The sequence below is a fragment of the Mucilaginibacter sp. genome (assembly GCF_965200995.1).
In the GTDB taxonomy this organism is placed as follows: Bacteria; Bacteroidota; Bacteroidia; order Sphingobacteriales; family Sphingobacteriaceae; genus Mucilaginibacter.
Map to the genome: position 1 here is coordinate 3,178,347 of NZ_OZ241743.1, position 15,563 is coordinate 3,193,909.

Sequence of the window (15,563 nt, forward strand, 5' to 3'; positions counted from 1 at the left end):
GCCTTAATCATTTACTTCACAGTAAACGTATTATCAGCAACGGTAGCATCCATAAAGATACCGCCATCTAAAGTAACCGAACCCACCGTTTTACCGGTGGAAATGTTAAGCGTAGTTTGTTTCTGGTTGGCTGCCCAAATTGCCGGGGTTTGATGCTTCGTTTCTGAGGTGCCATCGGTATACTTAACAATTATATCGAACGGAACAGCAAAGCCGCCCACATTCTTGATGTCAACCGCATAACCGGTACTCACTTTTTTTACGCCATTAACAGATAAATCAATATAACTGTTGGTAAAGAACCAGTTATTGAAAAACCAGTTGAGGTTTTGGCCGGAGCCGCTGCTCATGGAGTTAAAGTAATCCCATGGGATGGGATGCTTGCCATGCCAGTTATCCATATAGGTATGCAGCGCTTTTTTAAACAGGGCATCGCCCAGCATATCTTTCAGGGCCAGGTAACTTAAGGATGGCTTGCCATATTCATTATTGCCTGCGCCACGGCCTAACTCGTCGGTAGGGGTAATAATGGGTAGATCTTCATAGCTCGACGGGTCATGTATGTAACCATTCACCCGGAACATTTTATATAACTCCTCAGCCTTTTGCTTGCCCACTTCTGAGGTGCCGATCAGGATTTCAAAGGTTGTGGCCCAGCCTTCATCCATAAAACCGTAGTGCGTTTCGTTTATACCCATATAGAACGGGAAATAGGTATGCGCAATTTCATGATCCTGCACAAACTGCGAAAAGTGAGGATCGTCGTTATGACTGTCGTTAACCATCATGGGGTATTCCATATCGGCAAAACCCTGAAACGAGGTCATCTTGGGGAAGGGGTAAGGCACACCCGGCCAATTGGCCGAAAGCCAGCTTAACGAGTTGCGGCCAAACTGCACCATCTGGTGAAAATCATTGGCATCATCCTTAAATGCCGCCTGCATACTGGCGCGGCGTTTGGTGGCTTTATCCACAATTACGCTGGCGGCATCCCACACATAATGGTTGCTGATGCCTACTGCCATGTCGGTAATGTTATCTGCCGTCCATACCCAGGTGTTGGTGGCGTTTTGCCGGGTAATGTTATGCTGCTGTAAATCGGCAGCAGTAGCCACATGGATGGTAGAATCACTGGTGAATGATTTTTTCAGGCGTTTAGCGTACTCGGGCTGCAATACGGCATCGGTATTCTGCAGGGTGCCGGTAGCCCAAACCAGGTAGTTTTTGGGTACGGTTACGCTAAGCTTATAGTTGTTAAAATCATTGTAAAACTCCAGCCCGTCTGTAAACGGTATGCGGTCCCAGCCGTTATAATCATCGTAAACGGATACACGCGGATAGAAATAGGCCAGGTAATAGGTGGTCGAGTCGATCATTCCTTCACGGCCGCTTTCCAGTGAGATCTGGTAATGCCAGGCGATGTTTAGTTTTACCGATGTATTGGGCAGCAAGGGCTTGGGCAATGCTACAAACTGGTTGGTTGCCGCAGCGGTAGCATTGTTCCATTTCAATGCCTTGCCATCAACAATAAAACTGTCCACCTGCATCCCCGGCGTCAGGTAGTCGGGGTTGGCCGGGCCGGAGCGGGCTGCACCGGGGCGGTGTATGTTCAGTATCAGCTTCATGTTCAGCCGCTTCAGCGTATCGGGGCTGTGGTTGGTGTAGGTAATCTGCTCGGTACCTGTAACGGTACGGTCGGGCGGCAGGGCGGTTACCTTAATGTCGTACTCAGCAGTGTTTTGCCAGTAATTTGGGCCGGGCTTGCCGTTAAGCGAGCGCGTACCCTTGTTGTAGGCCTTTTGTATATCGCGGGGCATATACAAAGTTTGCGCCCGGGTTTGCAGGGCGGCGCCCAGCAGCACCGCAGCCGTTAGTAAATGTTTGAATTGCATAAACGTTTAAATATACCGCCAAAGTAACGATAATTTTGGAAGGGCAGAACCCAAAACTAAAGGTTGTGAGTTATAGATAGGAAAAGAGTTAGACAAAAAATATAATAGCGTCATTGCGAGGTACGAAGCATCGGCCCACTCTGAATCTCCCCCGGGAGGGGAGACTTTCGATTTGCTTATTTTGTAGCCCTCCCTACCGGGGAGGGTTGGGTGGGGCTTCCTCGCAATGACCCACAGTAGTGTTAAATAAGATTAGCCGTATTGCCAACGTAGATCTTCCCTCACTTACTATTAGCCGGCAATATCAACCCTGCATGGTCATTGCTTACCTTATTTACGTCTTTTGATACCGGGTACATCTTCATTTCCTCGTCCGGAAAGGGCTTGCAAAGCTGCATCAGTTCGCTTAACGGCACATCATCGGCCAGCCATAGTTTGCGGTCTTCGGGGTGCAGCATAATAGGCATCCGGTCATGCAGCGAGGCTACCTGCTGGTTAGGTTTGCCGGTGATAATGGTGAAGCTGTTATAATACTGCTGCGTTTGCGGGTTCTTCCACTGCGACCACAGGCCGGCAAATGTAAATGGTTCCCCGTTAGTTAAGGTAAAGCGGTACGGCTGCTTACCGGTAGTAGTGGCTTTCCATTCATAAAAACCATCGGCTATTACCAGGCAACGTTTGTGGTGCTTCATCAGTGGCTTAAAGGTTTTCAGTTCCAGCAGGGTTTCGCTGCGGGCGTTCAACAATTTGGAGCCAATGCGGGTATCCTCGGCCCAAAACGGCACCAGGCCAAAATGAAAAGCCTGTATCCGGTCGGGTTCTTCGGCAATAATAACCGGCGCCTCGCGAGTAGGCGCAATATTATAGCCGGGCCGAAAAGGGTCAATCGTTTTTACATCAAAGCTTTGCAACAGTTGTTCGGTAGTTTGGGTGGCGGTATAGCGGGCGCACATGTTAAATGGTTTACAGTATAATCGGCGCGAATAAACTATTGTTTCGGCTAAAATTGCAAACCATGCCACAACTTGAATTGTAAAATAAATATGAGCAACGAAGAATTTGATGACCTCGACTTTGAACAGGAACAGCCGCAGGAGGCTTTTCATATTGAGGCCGATTTATATGATAATGGTGAGTTCAGCAATATGCTGGTTATTCCCTGTAACGACAGTTTTATTGTAGTAGGTAATAATGAGCACATCTGTACGCTGGTGCATACCTGCCAGGAAGTAGAGTGCTGGGAGCAGCAGGAGGGCGGCCTCGACGAAGAGATTGTAGAAAAGATAGGCGCCGCAATACAGGGATATATTGACGGATTGTAAGAGAGAAGCAAGAATCAGGAAGCAAGATGTGATAGGATTAATTTCTGTCTTAACTCATGGCTCTTGATTCTTGACTCCATCAAACTAAAGTTCTTTCCTCAGCCTTGCTACCGGGATGTTCATCTGCTCGCGGTATTTGGCTACGGTGCGACGGGCGATATTGTAGCCCTGCTCTTTTAAGATGTCGGTCAGCTTTTCATCGGCCAACGGGTGGCGTTTGTCTTCGCCGCCTATGCACTCCTCCAATATTTTCTTTACCTCTTTATTTGATACTTCTTCGCCGCTTTCGGTCTGGATAGCTTCGGAGAAGAACGATTTCAGCAGGAAGGTGCCATGTTCGGTCTGTACGTATTTAGAGTTGGCTACGCGCGATACCGTGGAGATATCCATCCCGATCTTGTCGGCAATATCTTTCAGGATCATCGGGCGCAGGTTCTTTTCATCGCCGGTTAAAAAGAAATCATACTGGTACACCATAATGGCGTTCATGGTTTTCAGCAACGTTTGCTGCCGCTGCTTAATGGCATCAATAAACCACTTGGCCGAATCCAGCTTTTGCTTGATATACTGTACTGCTTCCTTCATCTGCCGGTTACGCTGCGAGGCCTTGTCATAATCCTCAAACATTTCCTGATAAGTGCGGCTTACGCGCAGTTCGGGAGCGTTTTTGGCGTTTAAGGTTAATATAAGTACGCCATCGTTATTGGTAATGTGAAAATCGGGTATTACCTGCTGCTGCTTGGAATTTACCTCATTGGTATCGCCGGGTTTAGGGTTCAGCTTTAATATTTCATTTACTACCGCCCGCAGCTCCAGCGAATTCATGCTGAGCTGCCGCTCCAGCTTGTCGTAATGCTTGCGGGTAAACTCGTCCAGGTAATCCTCCACTACCAGCATCGCCTTACGGATTATAGGGTCGGTGGTGTCTTTTTTGCGCAGTTGAATGAGCAGGCATTCCTGCAACGTACGTGCGCCTACGCCTGCCGGGTCGAAGTTTTGAATTACCTTCAGCATCTCTTCTACGTCTGCATCTTCGGCCATTACGTTTTGCGAGAATGCCAGGTCATCGGTAATATTCATAATGGGCCGGCGCAGGTAACCATCATCGTCCAGGCTTCCGATAATCTGCTGCCCGATCAGGTATTCTTTATCAGATGGAAGCGGTACCAGATCCAGCTGGTTTTGCAGGCTCTCGAAGAAGGAGCTTTGAATGGCAATCGGCATTTCCTTGCGGTCATCCTCGTCATCACCGTTCTGGTCATAACGCGAGCCGTAATCATTCACATTGTCATCCTGCAGGTAATCATCAATGTTAAATTCATCGTAATCGCTGCTTTCTTCTTCTTTGCTGCTGTAATCCTCGTCCGGGTCGCGGTCGGGGTACTGCTCTTCCGGCTCGTTCATGTTAGCCAGGCTTAAATCTTCAAGCGCAGGGTTCTCCTCCAGTTCTTCCTTAATGCGGGTATCCAGCGATACGGTGGGCACCTGCAAAAGCTTAATGAACTGAATTTGCTGCGGAGAAAGTTTTTGTAAAAGTTTCTGTTGAAGATTTTGTTTAAGCATAATGGATTGACAGGGCCAAAAATACATCAAATTGCATTAAGATAAAAAGTAAAGCCCTTTGAATTGAAGTAAAGATTTTTCTCCCTTATAAACGTGTCAGCGGCTGCCGGGTTTAATCCGTTCAAATAAAAATTTTACCTTTATTGGTGTTCATCATTAATAAAGAGAATTTATGGGATTTGTTAAGGAATTTAAGGAGTTTGCAGTAAAAGGCAACGTGCTTGATTTAGCTGTAGCCGTGGTAATCGGTGCCGCATTTCAAAAAATTGTAAGCTCACTGGTAGAAGATATACTGACACCCGCCATACTCACACCGGCGCTGAGCGCGGCTCATTTGTCTAACCTTAGTCAGCTGGTGGTGCCGGGCACAGCTATCAAATACGGTAACTTTCTATCGCAGGTAATCTCTTTCCTGATTGTTGCCTTTGCCCTGTTTATAATCATACAAGCCGTTAACCGGTTCAAAAGAAAGGACGAAGCCGGCCCCAAACCCGAATTAGCGCCGGTGCCGCCCACCAAGGAGGAGGTGTTGCTAACCGAGATCAGGGATCTGCTGGCAAAGCGGCCGTAACAGCTGCCTATTGCCGGTCTGCAAAATCAGTAATGATAATGTAGTCGGCCATCTTCAGATATTTTTGCCAGTTCGGTTGGTTAAATTCGTCCGGGCTGGCATAGCAGGCAATGGTAACCACTTTTAGTTTAGGCGCATACTGTTTTAACTGTGCCACTACGCCCAATTTTTCTTCACTATGAAAACCGCCGTTGATGTGCATGATTTTGCTGCCGGGGCGTGCGGCATAAAATTGGGCTAATGACCACCCCATAGCGGCATCCCACACGTTTTGCGCCTGGTAAAGCTGCATACCGCCCATGCTGCCATGCCCGCCCATCAACTCGCTGAATTTGTTGTAATAAGCTCCGGCTGCGGTGTCTATCGGCAGCGGCGGCAGAAACGCTTTAGCCACCGGCGATAGTAGTTGCAGGGCAGCTAATCCCTGCCGGTTTACCATGTTTACGTACCGCCCCGGTGCATTGGCCGCCAATACCGGCAGGCGTGCCGCTTTGGCCACCTCTACCATCGGGCTGTAATCGGTTTTGTAATTAGGCCAGGCACGGGCATCGCTGAACAGGTATTTTTCAGGTATGCGCCCGTTCAGGTATTCATTAAGTACTTCCTGGCAGTCGGTTTCAAACATTTCTAAACTAAGGGCTGCCTTAGCCGGGTATTGTGCCGCCAGTTGCTGCCATAGCTTGAGTTCTATATGATGCCCAACCGTGTCATTGTGCTCTTCACCGAAGAACAGAATGTCGGCCTGGTTTATGCGGCTAATGATGTCGGCCGGGCTAACCGTCTTTTTATCCGCTACGCTGTACAGCTTGTAGTGGGGTTGCGCCACCAGGCAGCAGGGCAGGGCTGCTAAAAATAACAGCAGGTAGTGTTTTAACTGCATTTATTGAAATATTAACAAAACGAAATTACAGTTAAACTACTGCAATAATCACTTTGTGGTTTTAATTAATAATAGTACATTTGCGCTCCAAATTCAGGATAAGTACACGAATAAGATCATATAAGTCATGAAAAGAACGTTTCAGCCTTCTCAACGTAAAAGAAGAAATAAGCACGGTTTCCGCGAGCGTATGGCAACCGCTAATGGCCGCAGGGTATTAGCCTCACGTCGCGCAAAAGGCAGAAAAAGACTTTCTGTTTCTGACGAGCGTCGCCACAAGGCTTAATTTCTTTGCCTCCTCCTGCACAGGAGCTGATGACGGCAATGGAATATACATTTAAAAAAGAAGAACGGCTATGCAATAAATCGCTCATTGATGAGCTTTATCATAGCGGTTCTTCTTTTTTGTGTTATCCGTTCAGGATTACCTGGCTCCACGCAACGGTTAATGCTCCTGTTAATGCGCAGGTGCTGATCGCGGTAGCCAAAAAACGGTACAAGCACGCTACCGACCGTAACCTCATTAAGCGCCGTACCCGCGAGGCGTACCGCCTTAACAAAGCCCGGTTTTTATACCCGGTACTGCAGCAGCAGCAAAAGCAACTTATTTTTTCTGTAAATTACATCGGCAAAGAGATTACCGATTACATTTTCATGCAAAAAAAGATGCAGAAGCTGTTACAGCAATTGGCGGAAGCTGTTATCCAACCGGCTAAATAATGCAGGTATTTAAAAAAGTGCTGGGCGCTATTTTTTTGCTGCTGATCAGAATTTATCAGCGCCTGATATCGCCGTGGTTGCCTGCCTCGTGCCGGTATACGCCAACGTGCTCGCAATATGGGGTAGAAGCTATTCAGAAGTATGGCCCCTTTAAGGGAGGCTGGCTTACACTCAAACGCATTGGCCGCTGCAACCCCTGGGGCGGGCACGGGCATGATCCTGTTCCTTAATCTATTACTCATGTTATTGCTTCAGATAGAAACCGCTACTGCTTCCTGCTCCGTTGCGCTTACCGAAAACGGTGAAGTGCTGCGCATAAAGGAGCTGAACGAACGTAACCGCCATGCCGAGGTAATTACCTTGTTTATCCGGGAGGTGATGCAGGCGGCAGGTAAAACTTATGCCATGCTGGATGCCGTAGTGATAAGCAGCGGGCCGGGTTCTTATACCGGCTTGCGCATAGGGGTATCTACGGCTAAGGGTATTTGTTACGCCGCTGATAAGCCGCTTATCGCCGTAGGCACATTAGCGGCAATGGCTGCCGGTTTTGCGCTTAAATACCCGCACCTGTGCACACCCTATACGCTGCTTTGCCCCATGATTGATGCCCGCCGGATGGAAGTATACACCGCTTTATACACCACAACAGGCGAACAGATACAGCCGGTAACGGCTCAGGTTATCGACGGGGATAGTTTTGCAGCGGAGCTGGCAACGCACCGCATTGTGTTTTTTGGCGATGGCGCAGAGAAATGTAAGGCTGTACTGGAGCATCAGCCTAACGCTTTGTTTGTTTCGGGTTTTGTGAACTCCGCATCCGGGCTTACCGCCTTAGCGACAGAAAGGCTGGCCCGGCAACAATTTGAGGATGTAGCCTACTTTGAACCGTACTACCTGAAAGAGTTTATTGCGGGCATAAAGAAGCCGGGCAATTAATTACTTTTTACTTTAAACAACCGCCCGTACAGGCGGGCAAAAAAGCCTTTTTCGCCCATGGGGATCATACTGGCATTCATGGGGTGTTCAATAAAGCTGCCAAATTTTAAGCTGAAGCCTAAAAATACCGATGCTGCAGAGTAAGGCGCGTAGTGGTTAACTAAATCCTCATTCTTACCGGCCTGGCGTGCGGTAGTAATGGTTTGCAGCAGGGCATCGCTGCCAATGTAAAAATCAACATTCGGGGTTTTGTACATGAGTTGGGTGCCGAGGCTGAACGTGCGCAGGTCATTATAGATACCCGTGAGCGTAAACACCGTATTATGATACCGGAGGTGATTGACCAGTGCGCCTTCCATCCCATGATCATAAAACTGCTTGGCTGCGATCAGAGTGGGAAAATAAGTAATTTCCTTATCGTCAGATAAATAGAAAGTACGGCCTGCGCTTACCTCTGCACGGCCGTGCAGAGGCGTTGTAAATGAAGCCGTAACAGGGGCATCCTGTATTACGCCTTTAAACGCCTGGTAAATTTGATCATCCCTTGAAGTGCCGGTATTCAGGCTTGCACTTGTAACGTTATTAAAAATGTAGGTTTGTGATGCTTTACTCCAGTGTACAAAGCCTAAATCTTTTACATTCCATTGCAGCACAAAGCCATCATGGGTACGAAACATGGTTCCTATGGAGATTGCAGCGCCCGGATTACGAAAATTTGGTACCAGATCATGCCCGGTGGATTGCCCGGGTATGTAATTGGAAAGCATTTTTCCGGCCAGGTACATATTGATGTTATTTTCACTCGAAAAGGATAATGCGGATTGTGTGATGTCCCATTTTTTATAAGCAATGCCCAGCAAGGCGCTCAGTTTAAAGCCTATGGCAAACTGTTTGCTCACCCGCTCGCGGTACGACAAGCTGAACTGGTGATAGGCCTGATAATATATTTTTGAGTTTAGCGCATTTTCGTAAACATGGTTGTTTTCAAAAGTGCCGGTGCCACTCACTAACGACACCAGCTGATCAGTGGTTACCCCCCGGCCTTCGGCGCGGGACTGGGCAGAGAACCCAAGCTCCTGGTCGCCGTTCAGGCTGGTGAATACTTTAAACATCAGCGCATAGCTGTTCGCACTGGCAACAGCATGGTTGCTTGTGCCGCTTCCGGCTATAAGCCGCGCATCAGTAACCCGGTAATTGCTAAAAAAGGCGCGGTGTAACAGTGTGCTTTGTGCATTACCGGTAAGTAAGGCGTAAGTGTTAAAGTTAGGTATCAGAAAGTTAGAGGCATACATCCGGCTGGAATCGGGGATGAATGAGCGTTGGGCGGGGTTCTCAAACGAGTCATACAAGGTGCCGGTATTGTATTGCGAATACCGCTGCGCGTACGCGGTAGTTATACTAAAGATGAAGATGAAAACAAGTAACAGTCTGTTCATTTATGCCAGTGTCCAACTGATGTTTAAGTGAAGAAGGGCATAGTTATGCCTAACCCTAATACGGCACCGGCACAAATTTGGTTATGAAAGTTTGAGGGATTTATCTTGCGGCAGCACCGGAGCGCTGGTTGAGCTGCATGCAAAAATTAGTATAAAACTGTTGCCCGGCGCCGCTTAACTGATAAGCGGCCGCTGAAAAGCCGTTTGCGCCGGATGCCTGTGGATAAAGCACATTATACACAGCCGGCTGTATATCGCGCTTCAGCAGGCGTGCGGCGTTGTTATAATTTAAGTAGAAGGATACGTTGCACTGTTCGGCCAGCAGGTTGTCAAAAGTATTGAACTGTTCATTTCTGGATAAGAAACTCTGGCGGGCGTAAATTTTCCGGTAGCTGGCCAGCGCCGCAGCCGAGTTGGCCAGTACCAGGTAATTGTCTATCACCATATAATAGGGTTGCCTGAAGCCACTCAAAGCATCCCCCAACAACAGGTAAGGCAGTTTAGCATAGTTCAGCCTTCCGCTACTGTCGGCGTTAACCGTACCAATGTTGTTGAGCACCGGTTGCAGAGATTGCCCGTTTTTAACCTGTATAATGGCTAATTGCTCGTCGAACCGGGTGGTGAGCACCGCAAATTCATTACTTAATACGTTGTTAAATTCCTTGCCGATATCAACGCCGGTTTCCTTTTTAATTTGTGCGAACAGCGTTTGCCGCTCTTGGGTTAACCCGGCCCTGGCCTGCCAGTCAGCCAACTCCTGCTGAAACCGGGCCGGATCAGAAAGAGAATAACAGGTGCTATAGGCCGTAATCAGCGGAAAGATATTTTTTAATTGATTGCGGTAGGGTTTCTGATTTTCAAATAAAGTTAAGTAGGTGGCCGGGTGGGTAGTATTCAGTGTGGTATAGCCACTAAACATCAGCGCATCGCGCTTGTAATTCAGGGTTAAGGCTGCGTTTGCCGGCAGTGTTGCCAGTGGTTTAAAAAAGCCGGTGTTTGAATTTTTAAACCATTGCGTAATCAGCGGAGCCAGGCCGGTGTAATTGATGTAAAGATTGGCCAGTGCATTATTTTGCTGTGCACTGTGCAGGGAAATCAGTTGGTTTTGGCCATGTTCGTTCAGTTGAGCTGCAATCCCGGTAATCACTTCCCGCGAAAAGCTGCCTGAAAACACATTGCCCCCCTGATAAACAAGTGTGAACGGACGGTTAACGCCCGCAATCCGTATACTTAATCCGCCCAGCTTACCTATTTTCAGCGGTGTACATTGCAGGCGCTGGTGGCTTTGATTAAGCAGGCCTTGCAAATCTGACAAGCTAAGCCCGTCAACCGCAGGTATAGTGAGCAGCAGGTTGCCGCCCGGATGGACGGAAATATAAACCGGCTGGTCAGCAATCAGCGGCTTTATTGCCGCCGGCTGCATAAATTGCTGCTTCAATACCCTCAGCTCGTGCAGTTGTTCAGTGTCGGCCAGCGATGTAAACAGTGCGCTGCTGTCGTACATGTCATAAAAGCTGTCCTCGTTGTTGAAATTTAATATCAGTGCGGCATCAGCAGGAATACTTTGCAGCAGGCGTGCGGTATGCTGTTCCGGCAAATTCAGGTTTTTAAAGTACAGCCAAGTAACCAGCACAATAGCGGTTAACAGCAATACCGTAAGTGCAATCAGCTTTTTCATCAGGCTGTGCAAATGTATATTTTTACTTTGTAGCTATATACTATTAAGGTTAAATTGATACATTAGCTATACGTGTTATGGATAAACAAATTATTTTTACCGCAGCTGCGTTAGGGGCGCTTGCCGTTATTTTAGGTGCCTTTGGCGCCCACGGCCTGCGTAATTACCTGCAGCCGCAACAAATAGAGATTTGGAATAAGGGGGTGCAGTACCACTTTTATCATGTGTTTGCCCTGCTGCTGCTATCGGCCCTGCCGCTGGCTAAAAACAACCTGGTATTTACTAGCTACTGGTGCTTTACCTTGGGTATATTGTTGTTTTCCGGCTCATTGTACCTGTTGGCCTGCCGGGAGGCGCTCCGGTGGGACTGGCTTAAAATTATGGGCCCCATCACCCCGGTTGGCGGCCTGCTCTTTATTGCAGGCTGGGTAACGCTGGCCATAGCGGCGCTACGGAAATAACTTACCATGCTGGAACTTACAGATACGCTTTATACCGACCGCAAAACCCTGTTTGCCGAGGTAATACTGCCTTTGGCTATTGCCCGCAATTACACCTACCGCGTACCTTACGAACTTAATGATACCATAGCCGTAGGCAAGCGTGTGGTGGTACAGTTTGGCAAGAGTAAACTGTACACCGCAGTGGTGGCATCTATCGGTATACGTGCGCCTGAAAAGTATGAGGCCAAGTACCTGATGGAAATTCTGGATGACCAGCCGGTGGTTACCCCGCAACAGTTGCAGTTTTGGCAGTGGATGGCCGACTACTATTTGTGCAATACCGGCGAGGTAATGAATGCCGCATTGCCGGCGGCATTTAAGCTGGCCAGCGAAACGCGCATCATGCTCAACCGGGACATTGAATTTGACCGTGCCACCCTGCACGATAAGGAATACCTGATTGTAGATGCGCTTGATATTCAGCCCGAACTTTCGGTAAGTGATATTATTAAGCTGCTGGGGCAAAAGACCGTATTGCCGCTGCTCAAAACCCTGTTCGAAAAAAATATAGTTCACATCTCCGAAGAAGTAAGCGAGCGGTACAAGCCGCGTAAGCGTACCTACATAACGCTAAACCCGCTGTATAATGATCAGGAAAAGTTAAAGGAACTGTTTGCTATACTGGAAAAGCGGGCACCCAAACAGGCCGATGCAGTGCTGGCCTATATAAAACTTAAACGCGGGCAAAGCGCTATCACAAAAACCGAGCTGGCCGAGGCTGCCGATGTGAACAGCACCATCATCAAATCCTTAACAGACAAGGAGATATTTTTTGCAGAAGACAAAAATGTAAGCCGCCTGTATTACGAAGATCAGCAAACGCCGGCCACCTTTGAGCTGAACGAAGCGCAGGAGCAGGCGTTAACCTCCATCAAAAAACAGTTTGAGGATAAGGATGTGGTATTGCTGCATGGTGTAACCTCGTCGGGCAAAACGCAGGTGTACATCCGCCTGGTAGAAGAAGTAATTAGGGCCGGAAAGCAGGTGCTGTACCTGCTACCCGAAATTGCACTAACCACCCATGTGATAGAGCGTTTGCGCCGTTTTTTTGGCAACGATATTGGCATCTATCATTCGCGTTTTAATGATAATGAAAGGGTGGAGGTATGGCATAAGGTGCTTAACCACGAGTATAAGGTGGTGCTGGGCGCGCGTTCTGCCGTTTTTTTGCCTTTTGATGATATTGGCTTGGTGATTATTGATGAAGAGCATGAAACCTCTTACAAGCAATTTGACCCTGCACCGCGCTATAACGCCCGCGATGCCGCCATTTACCTGGCAGGCCGCTACGGCGCTAAGGTATTATTAGGTTCGGCTACGCCCTCTATTGAATCTTACTACAATGCCCGCACCCATAAATACGGTCTGTCCGAAATGACGGAGCGTTTCGGCGGCGTAAGCCTGCCGCAAATTGAGGTGGTAAGCATTACCGACGAAACGAAGCAGAAAACCATGCAGTCGCATTTTACCGGTGTGCTGATGGACGACATTAAACGTGCGCTTGAACACAAAGAGCAAGTGATACTGTTCCAAAACCGGCGCGGTTACGCCCCGGTGCTTATCTGCAAGATATGCGCTTTTACGCCCCGCTGCGTAAATTGCGATGTAAGCCTTACTTACCATAAGAGCAGCCGTAAGCTGCATTGCCATTATTGCGGCTACAAGGAAGATACGCTGAATATTTGCCCGGCCTGCGGCTCTACCCATTTGGAGTATAAAGGCTTCGGTACCGAAAAGATTGAAGATGAACTAAGCATACTGCTGCCCAAGGCCCGCATTGCCCGTATGGATTTGGATACTACCCGCGCGCGCAATGCTTACCAGTCCATCCTCAACGAACTGGAAGAAAAGCGGATTGACATTTTGGTAGGTACGCAGATGGTGGCTAAGGGGCTCGATTTTTCGGATGTAACCGTAATTGGTATCATCAATGCCGACAGCCTGCTTAAATTTCCTGATTACCGCGCCAACGAACGCAGCTTCCAGATGCTGGCACAGGTGAGCGGCCGTGCCGGTCGTCGCGGCAAACAGGGCAAGGTGGTTATCCAGACTTATAATCCTGATCACCGCGTGATACAGCAGGTAATCATAAATGATTATAAAGACTTATATTTTACTGAGATAGAGGAGCGTAAAACCTTTAAATATCCCCCGTATTACCGTATCATACAGTTTGATATCAAACACCGCGACCCTGACCAGCTAACCCTGCAGGCCGACTACATTGCCGGCGAACTGCGCAAACATTTCGGCGACCGGGTAGTAGGGCCGGAGTTTCCGCTCATCAGCCGGATACGCAGTTTTTATATCAAATCCATAATACTCAAGTTCGAGCGCGACAGTATTTCTTTGGCCAAAGTAAAAACAATTATCAGGGAGGTAATCCTGCAGTATCAAACCACTAAGCTGAGTAAGGGAAGCCTGGTACAGCCGGATGTAGACCCGTATTGATGAATTGCCTTGCTATATCCGGCTAACGGCTCATGCGGTGCCGGGGTGCCGCTGGTTAGTGCCGTAAAGCTGCTGTGTGGTATAATACCGATCTCCATTGTGCAGGCATCTTTTTGAAACCGAATATTATTACCCCCGATATTATCCAGAGGAGGCCGGCAATTTTTATCCAGATAAGGTTTTTCATAACGGTATTTACTGTACTATACGTATTGAACAGCTTACTATGTTACAATACCTGCAAACTATACTTACTATTGGTGTACAGCAACTATTCAGACTCATGATAATTTAATAGGTTTAATTATCAGCCAATTATATTTATTGCAGTTTTAAATAGCGGCTTCCTGATGTGAGGCTAACCTTTTTAGCTAATTTTGTTACGGCAATGGCATATAAATTTACTGATAACTACCGGGAAAAGGGTGCCCGTAAACGGCTTACAGAACTGTTAAAGAAGAAGGGCATAGAAGATGAGCAGGTATTAAAGGCCATAAACAAGGTGCCGCGCCACTATTTTTTCGATGAGACTTTCTGGGCGCAGGCCTACAAGGATATCGCCTTCCCGATTGGAGCGGGGCAAACCATATCGCAGCCTTATACCGTGGCTTATCAAACCCAGCTGCTGCACATCAAACGCGGCGACAAGGTATTGGAAATTGGTACAGGTTCAGGCTACCAAACCTGTATATTACTTGAGCTTGGCGCAAAGGTTTACACCATTGAGCGCCAGCAGGCCTTATATGAGCGCACGGTACAGGTGCTGCCTTACATGGGATACAAGCCCGAGTTTTTTTTAGGTGATGGCTCGAAAGGCATTGCCGACCATGCCCCTTACGATAAAATTATAGTTACTGCCGGGGCCCCTACAGTGCCCGATCTGTTACTGAAGCAACTGGCGGTTGGCGGCATCATGGTAATCCCCGTAGGCAACGAGCACGAGCAAAAAATGGTAACCGTGCTTAAGGTGGCAGAGAACGATTATGAGCGGGTGATGTTCGATACCTTCCGCTTCGTTCCGCTGGTGGGCGACAAAGCGTGGTAGTTTATGCAGATGATCATATCAGGCAGATCACCCGGCCATAAATTGCATTTTATAGGCTGTTATTTGCTTTTTTAGGCGGATTATCGCCGTTTATCGCTTCATAACCCTGTCTAATTCTACTTTTACATCACGTTCCTTCATGGTTTCGCGTTTGTCGAACGCTTTTTTACCCTGCGCTAACCCGATCTCCAGTTTGGCAAAACCCCGCTCGCTGATGAACATAGCCAGCGGTATAATGGTTAATCCTTTCTCCTGGGTGCGGGTCTTCAGCTTCTTCAGTTCTTTCTTTTGCAGCAGTAAGGTTCGGTCGCGCTTGGCTTCGTGGTTGTAAAATGAACCATGCGAGTATTCGGCAATGTGCAGGTTACGCACGTACAGCATATCATCAACAAACGTGCAAAACGCATCGTTTATGTTGGCCTTACCTTCGCGTATGGATTTTATTTCGGTACCTAATAACTTGATACCGGCTGTGTATTTATCCAGAATGTGGTATTCAAAATAGGCTTTCTTATTCTTTATATAGAGGTTATTGTCGCTCATGGTAATGTTAACAAAAAAACAGG

Annotated in this window: 16 protein-coding genes; 9 read left to right on the forward strand and 7 right to left on the reverse strand. The window is 47.9% G+C overall.

The window, feature by feature from the left end; translation table 11 throughout:
- Nucleotides 1-11: 11 nt before the first annotated feature.
- Together ACY652_RS14815 and ACY652_RS14820 are read right to left on the reverse strand one after the other, a co-directional pair.
- Nucleotides 12-1,892 carry a M1 family metallopeptidase gene (locus tag ACY652_RS14815; protein ID WP_462265163.1) on the reverse strand — a complete coding sequence of 627 codons (1,881 nt, stop codon included), beginning with the start codon at nt 1,890-1,892 and terminating at the stop codon, nt 12-14.
- A gap of 281 nt (nt 1,893-2,173) precedes the next feature.
- Entirely contained in the window at nt 2,174-2,845 is a 672-nt protein-coding gene (locus ACY652_RS14820) for an SOS response-associated peptidase (protein WP_462265164.1), read from the reverse strand.
- A gap of 90 nt (nt 2,846-2,935) precedes the next feature.
- Here ACY652_RS14820 and ACY652_RS14825 point away from each other — a divergent pair, with 90 nt between their 5' ends.
- Nucleotides 2,936-3,214 (forward strand): hypothetical protein, encoded by a 279-nt coding sequence (locus ACY652_RS14825; protein WP_462265165.1) that lies wholly within the window; start codon nt 2,936-2,938, stop codon nt 3,212-3,214.
- A gap of 84 nt (nt 3,215-3,298) precedes the next feature.
- On the opposite strand, the gene rpoN is transcribed toward ACY652_RS14825, so the two are convergent.
- Nucleotides 3,299-4,777 carry an RNA polymerase factor sigma-54 gene (gene rpoN / locus ACY652_RS14830; RefSeq protein ID WP_462265166.1) on the reverse strand — a complete coding sequence of 493 codons (1,479 nt, stop codon included), beginning with the start codon at nt 4,775-4,777 and terminating at the stop codon, nt 3,299-3,301.
- Nucleotides 4,778-4,949: 172 nt separating this feature from the next.
- On the opposite strand from rpoN, the gene mscL reads away from it, so the two are divergent.
- Entirely contained in the window at nt 4,950-5,348 is a 399-nt protein-coding gene (gene mscL, locus ACY652_RS14835; protein WP_462265167.1) for a large conductance mechanosensitive channel protein MscL, read from the forward strand.
- Between the two features lie 7 nt (nt 5,349-5,355).
- Here mscL and ACY652_RS14840 read toward each other — a convergent pair whose 3' ends face one another.
- Entirely contained in the window at nt 5,356-6,228 is an 873-nt protein-coding gene (locus tag ACY652_RS14840; RefSeq protein ID WP_462265168.1) for a ChaN family lipoprotein, read from the reverse strand.
- A 127-nt stretch (nt 6,229-6,355) separates the two neighbouring features.
- Here ACY652_RS14840 and rpmH point away from each other — a divergent pair, with 127 nt between their 5' ends.
- The 4 genes from rpmH to tsaB are packed head-to-tail and all read left to right on the forward strand — an operon-like array spanning nt 6,356 to nt 7,884.
- Nucleotides 6,356-6,514 (forward strand): 50S ribosomal protein L34, encoded by a 159-nt coding sequence (gene rpmH, locus ACY652_RS14845; protein WP_055133745.1) that lies wholly within the window; start codon nt 6,356-6,358, stop codon nt 6,512-6,514.
- Between the two features lie 5 nt (nt 6,515-6,519).
- Nucleotides 6,520-6,948, forward strand: coding sequence for a ribonuclease P protein component (gene rnpA / locus ACY652_RS14850; RefSeq protein ID WP_462265169.1), 429 nt, complete (start codon nt 6,520-6,522; stop codon nt 6,946-6,948).
- Nucleotides 6,948-7,178 carry a membrane protein insertion efficiency factor YidD gene (gene yidD / locus ACY652_RS14855; protein WP_462265170.1) on the forward strand — a complete coding sequence of 77 codons (231 nt, stop codon included), beginning with the start codon at nt 6,948-6,950 and terminating at the stop codon, nt 7,176-7,178. Before rnpA ends, yidD begins: the two co-directional genes overlap by 1 nt.
- Nucleotides 7,179-7,188: 10 nt before the next feature.
- Nucleotides 7,189-7,884 carry a tRNA (adenosine(37)-N6)-threonylcarbamoyltransferase complex dimerization subunit type 1 TsaB gene (gene tsaB / locus ACY652_RS14860; RefSeq protein ID WP_462265171.1) on the forward strand — a complete coding sequence of 232 codons (696 nt, stop codon included), beginning with the start codon at nt 7,189-7,191 and terminating at the stop codon, nt 7,882-7,884.
- On the opposite strand, the gene ACY652_RS14865 is transcribed toward tsaB, so the two are convergent.
- Both ACY652_RS14865 and ACY652_RS14870 read right to left on the reverse strand, forming a co-directional pair.
- Nucleotides 7,881-9,320, reverse strand: a complete 1,440-nt coding sequence (locus tag ACY652_RS14865) for a DUF5723 family protein (protein WP_462265172.1) — start codon at nt 9,318-9,320, stop codon at nt 7,881-7,883. The two genes, tsaB and ACY652_RS14865, sit on opposite strands and share 4 nt — an antisense overlap.
- A gap of 100 nt (nt 9,321-9,420) precedes the next feature.
- A complete protein-coding gene (locus ACY652_RS14870; RefSeq protein ID WP_462265173.1) occupies nt 9,421-10,998 on the reverse strand; it encodes a hypothetical protein in 1,578 nt (525 codons plus the stop codon).
- A 77-nt stretch (nt 10,999-11,075) separates the two neighbouring features.
- Here ACY652_RS14870 and ACY652_RS14875 point away from each other — a divergent pair, with 77 nt between their 5' ends.
- From ACY652_RS14875 to ACY652_RS14885, 3 genes are all read left to right on the forward strand, one after another.
- A complete protein-coding gene (locus tag ACY652_RS14875) occupies nt 11,076-11,459 on the forward strand; it encodes a DUF423 domain-containing protein (protein ID WP_462265174.1) in 384 nt (127 codons plus the stop codon).
- Between the two features lie 6 nt (nt 11,460-11,465).
- Nucleotides 11,466-13,952, forward strand: a complete 2,487-nt coding sequence (gene priA, locus ACY652_RS14880; protein ID WP_462265175.1) for a replication restart helicase PriA — start codon at nt 11,466-11,468, stop codon at nt 13,950-13,952.
- A gap of 388 nt (nt 13,953-14,340) precedes the next feature.
- On the forward strand, nt 14,341-14,997 hold the full coding sequence (locus tag ACY652_RS14885) for a protein-L-isoaspartate(D-aspartate) O-methyltransferase (protein ID WP_462265176.1): 657 nt from the start codon (nt 14,341-14,343) through the stop codon (nt 14,995-14,997).
- Nucleotides 14,998-15,087: 90 nt separating this feature from the next.
- Here ACY652_RS14885 and smpB read toward each other — a convergent pair whose 3' ends face one another.
- On the reverse strand, nt 15,088-15,540 hold the full coding sequence (gene smpB, locus ACY652_RS14890) for an SsrA-binding protein SmpB (protein ID WP_462265177.1): 453 nt from the start codon (nt 15,538-15,540) through the stop codon (nt 15,088-15,090).
- Between the last annotated feature and the right edge of the window lie 23 nt (nt 15,541-15,563).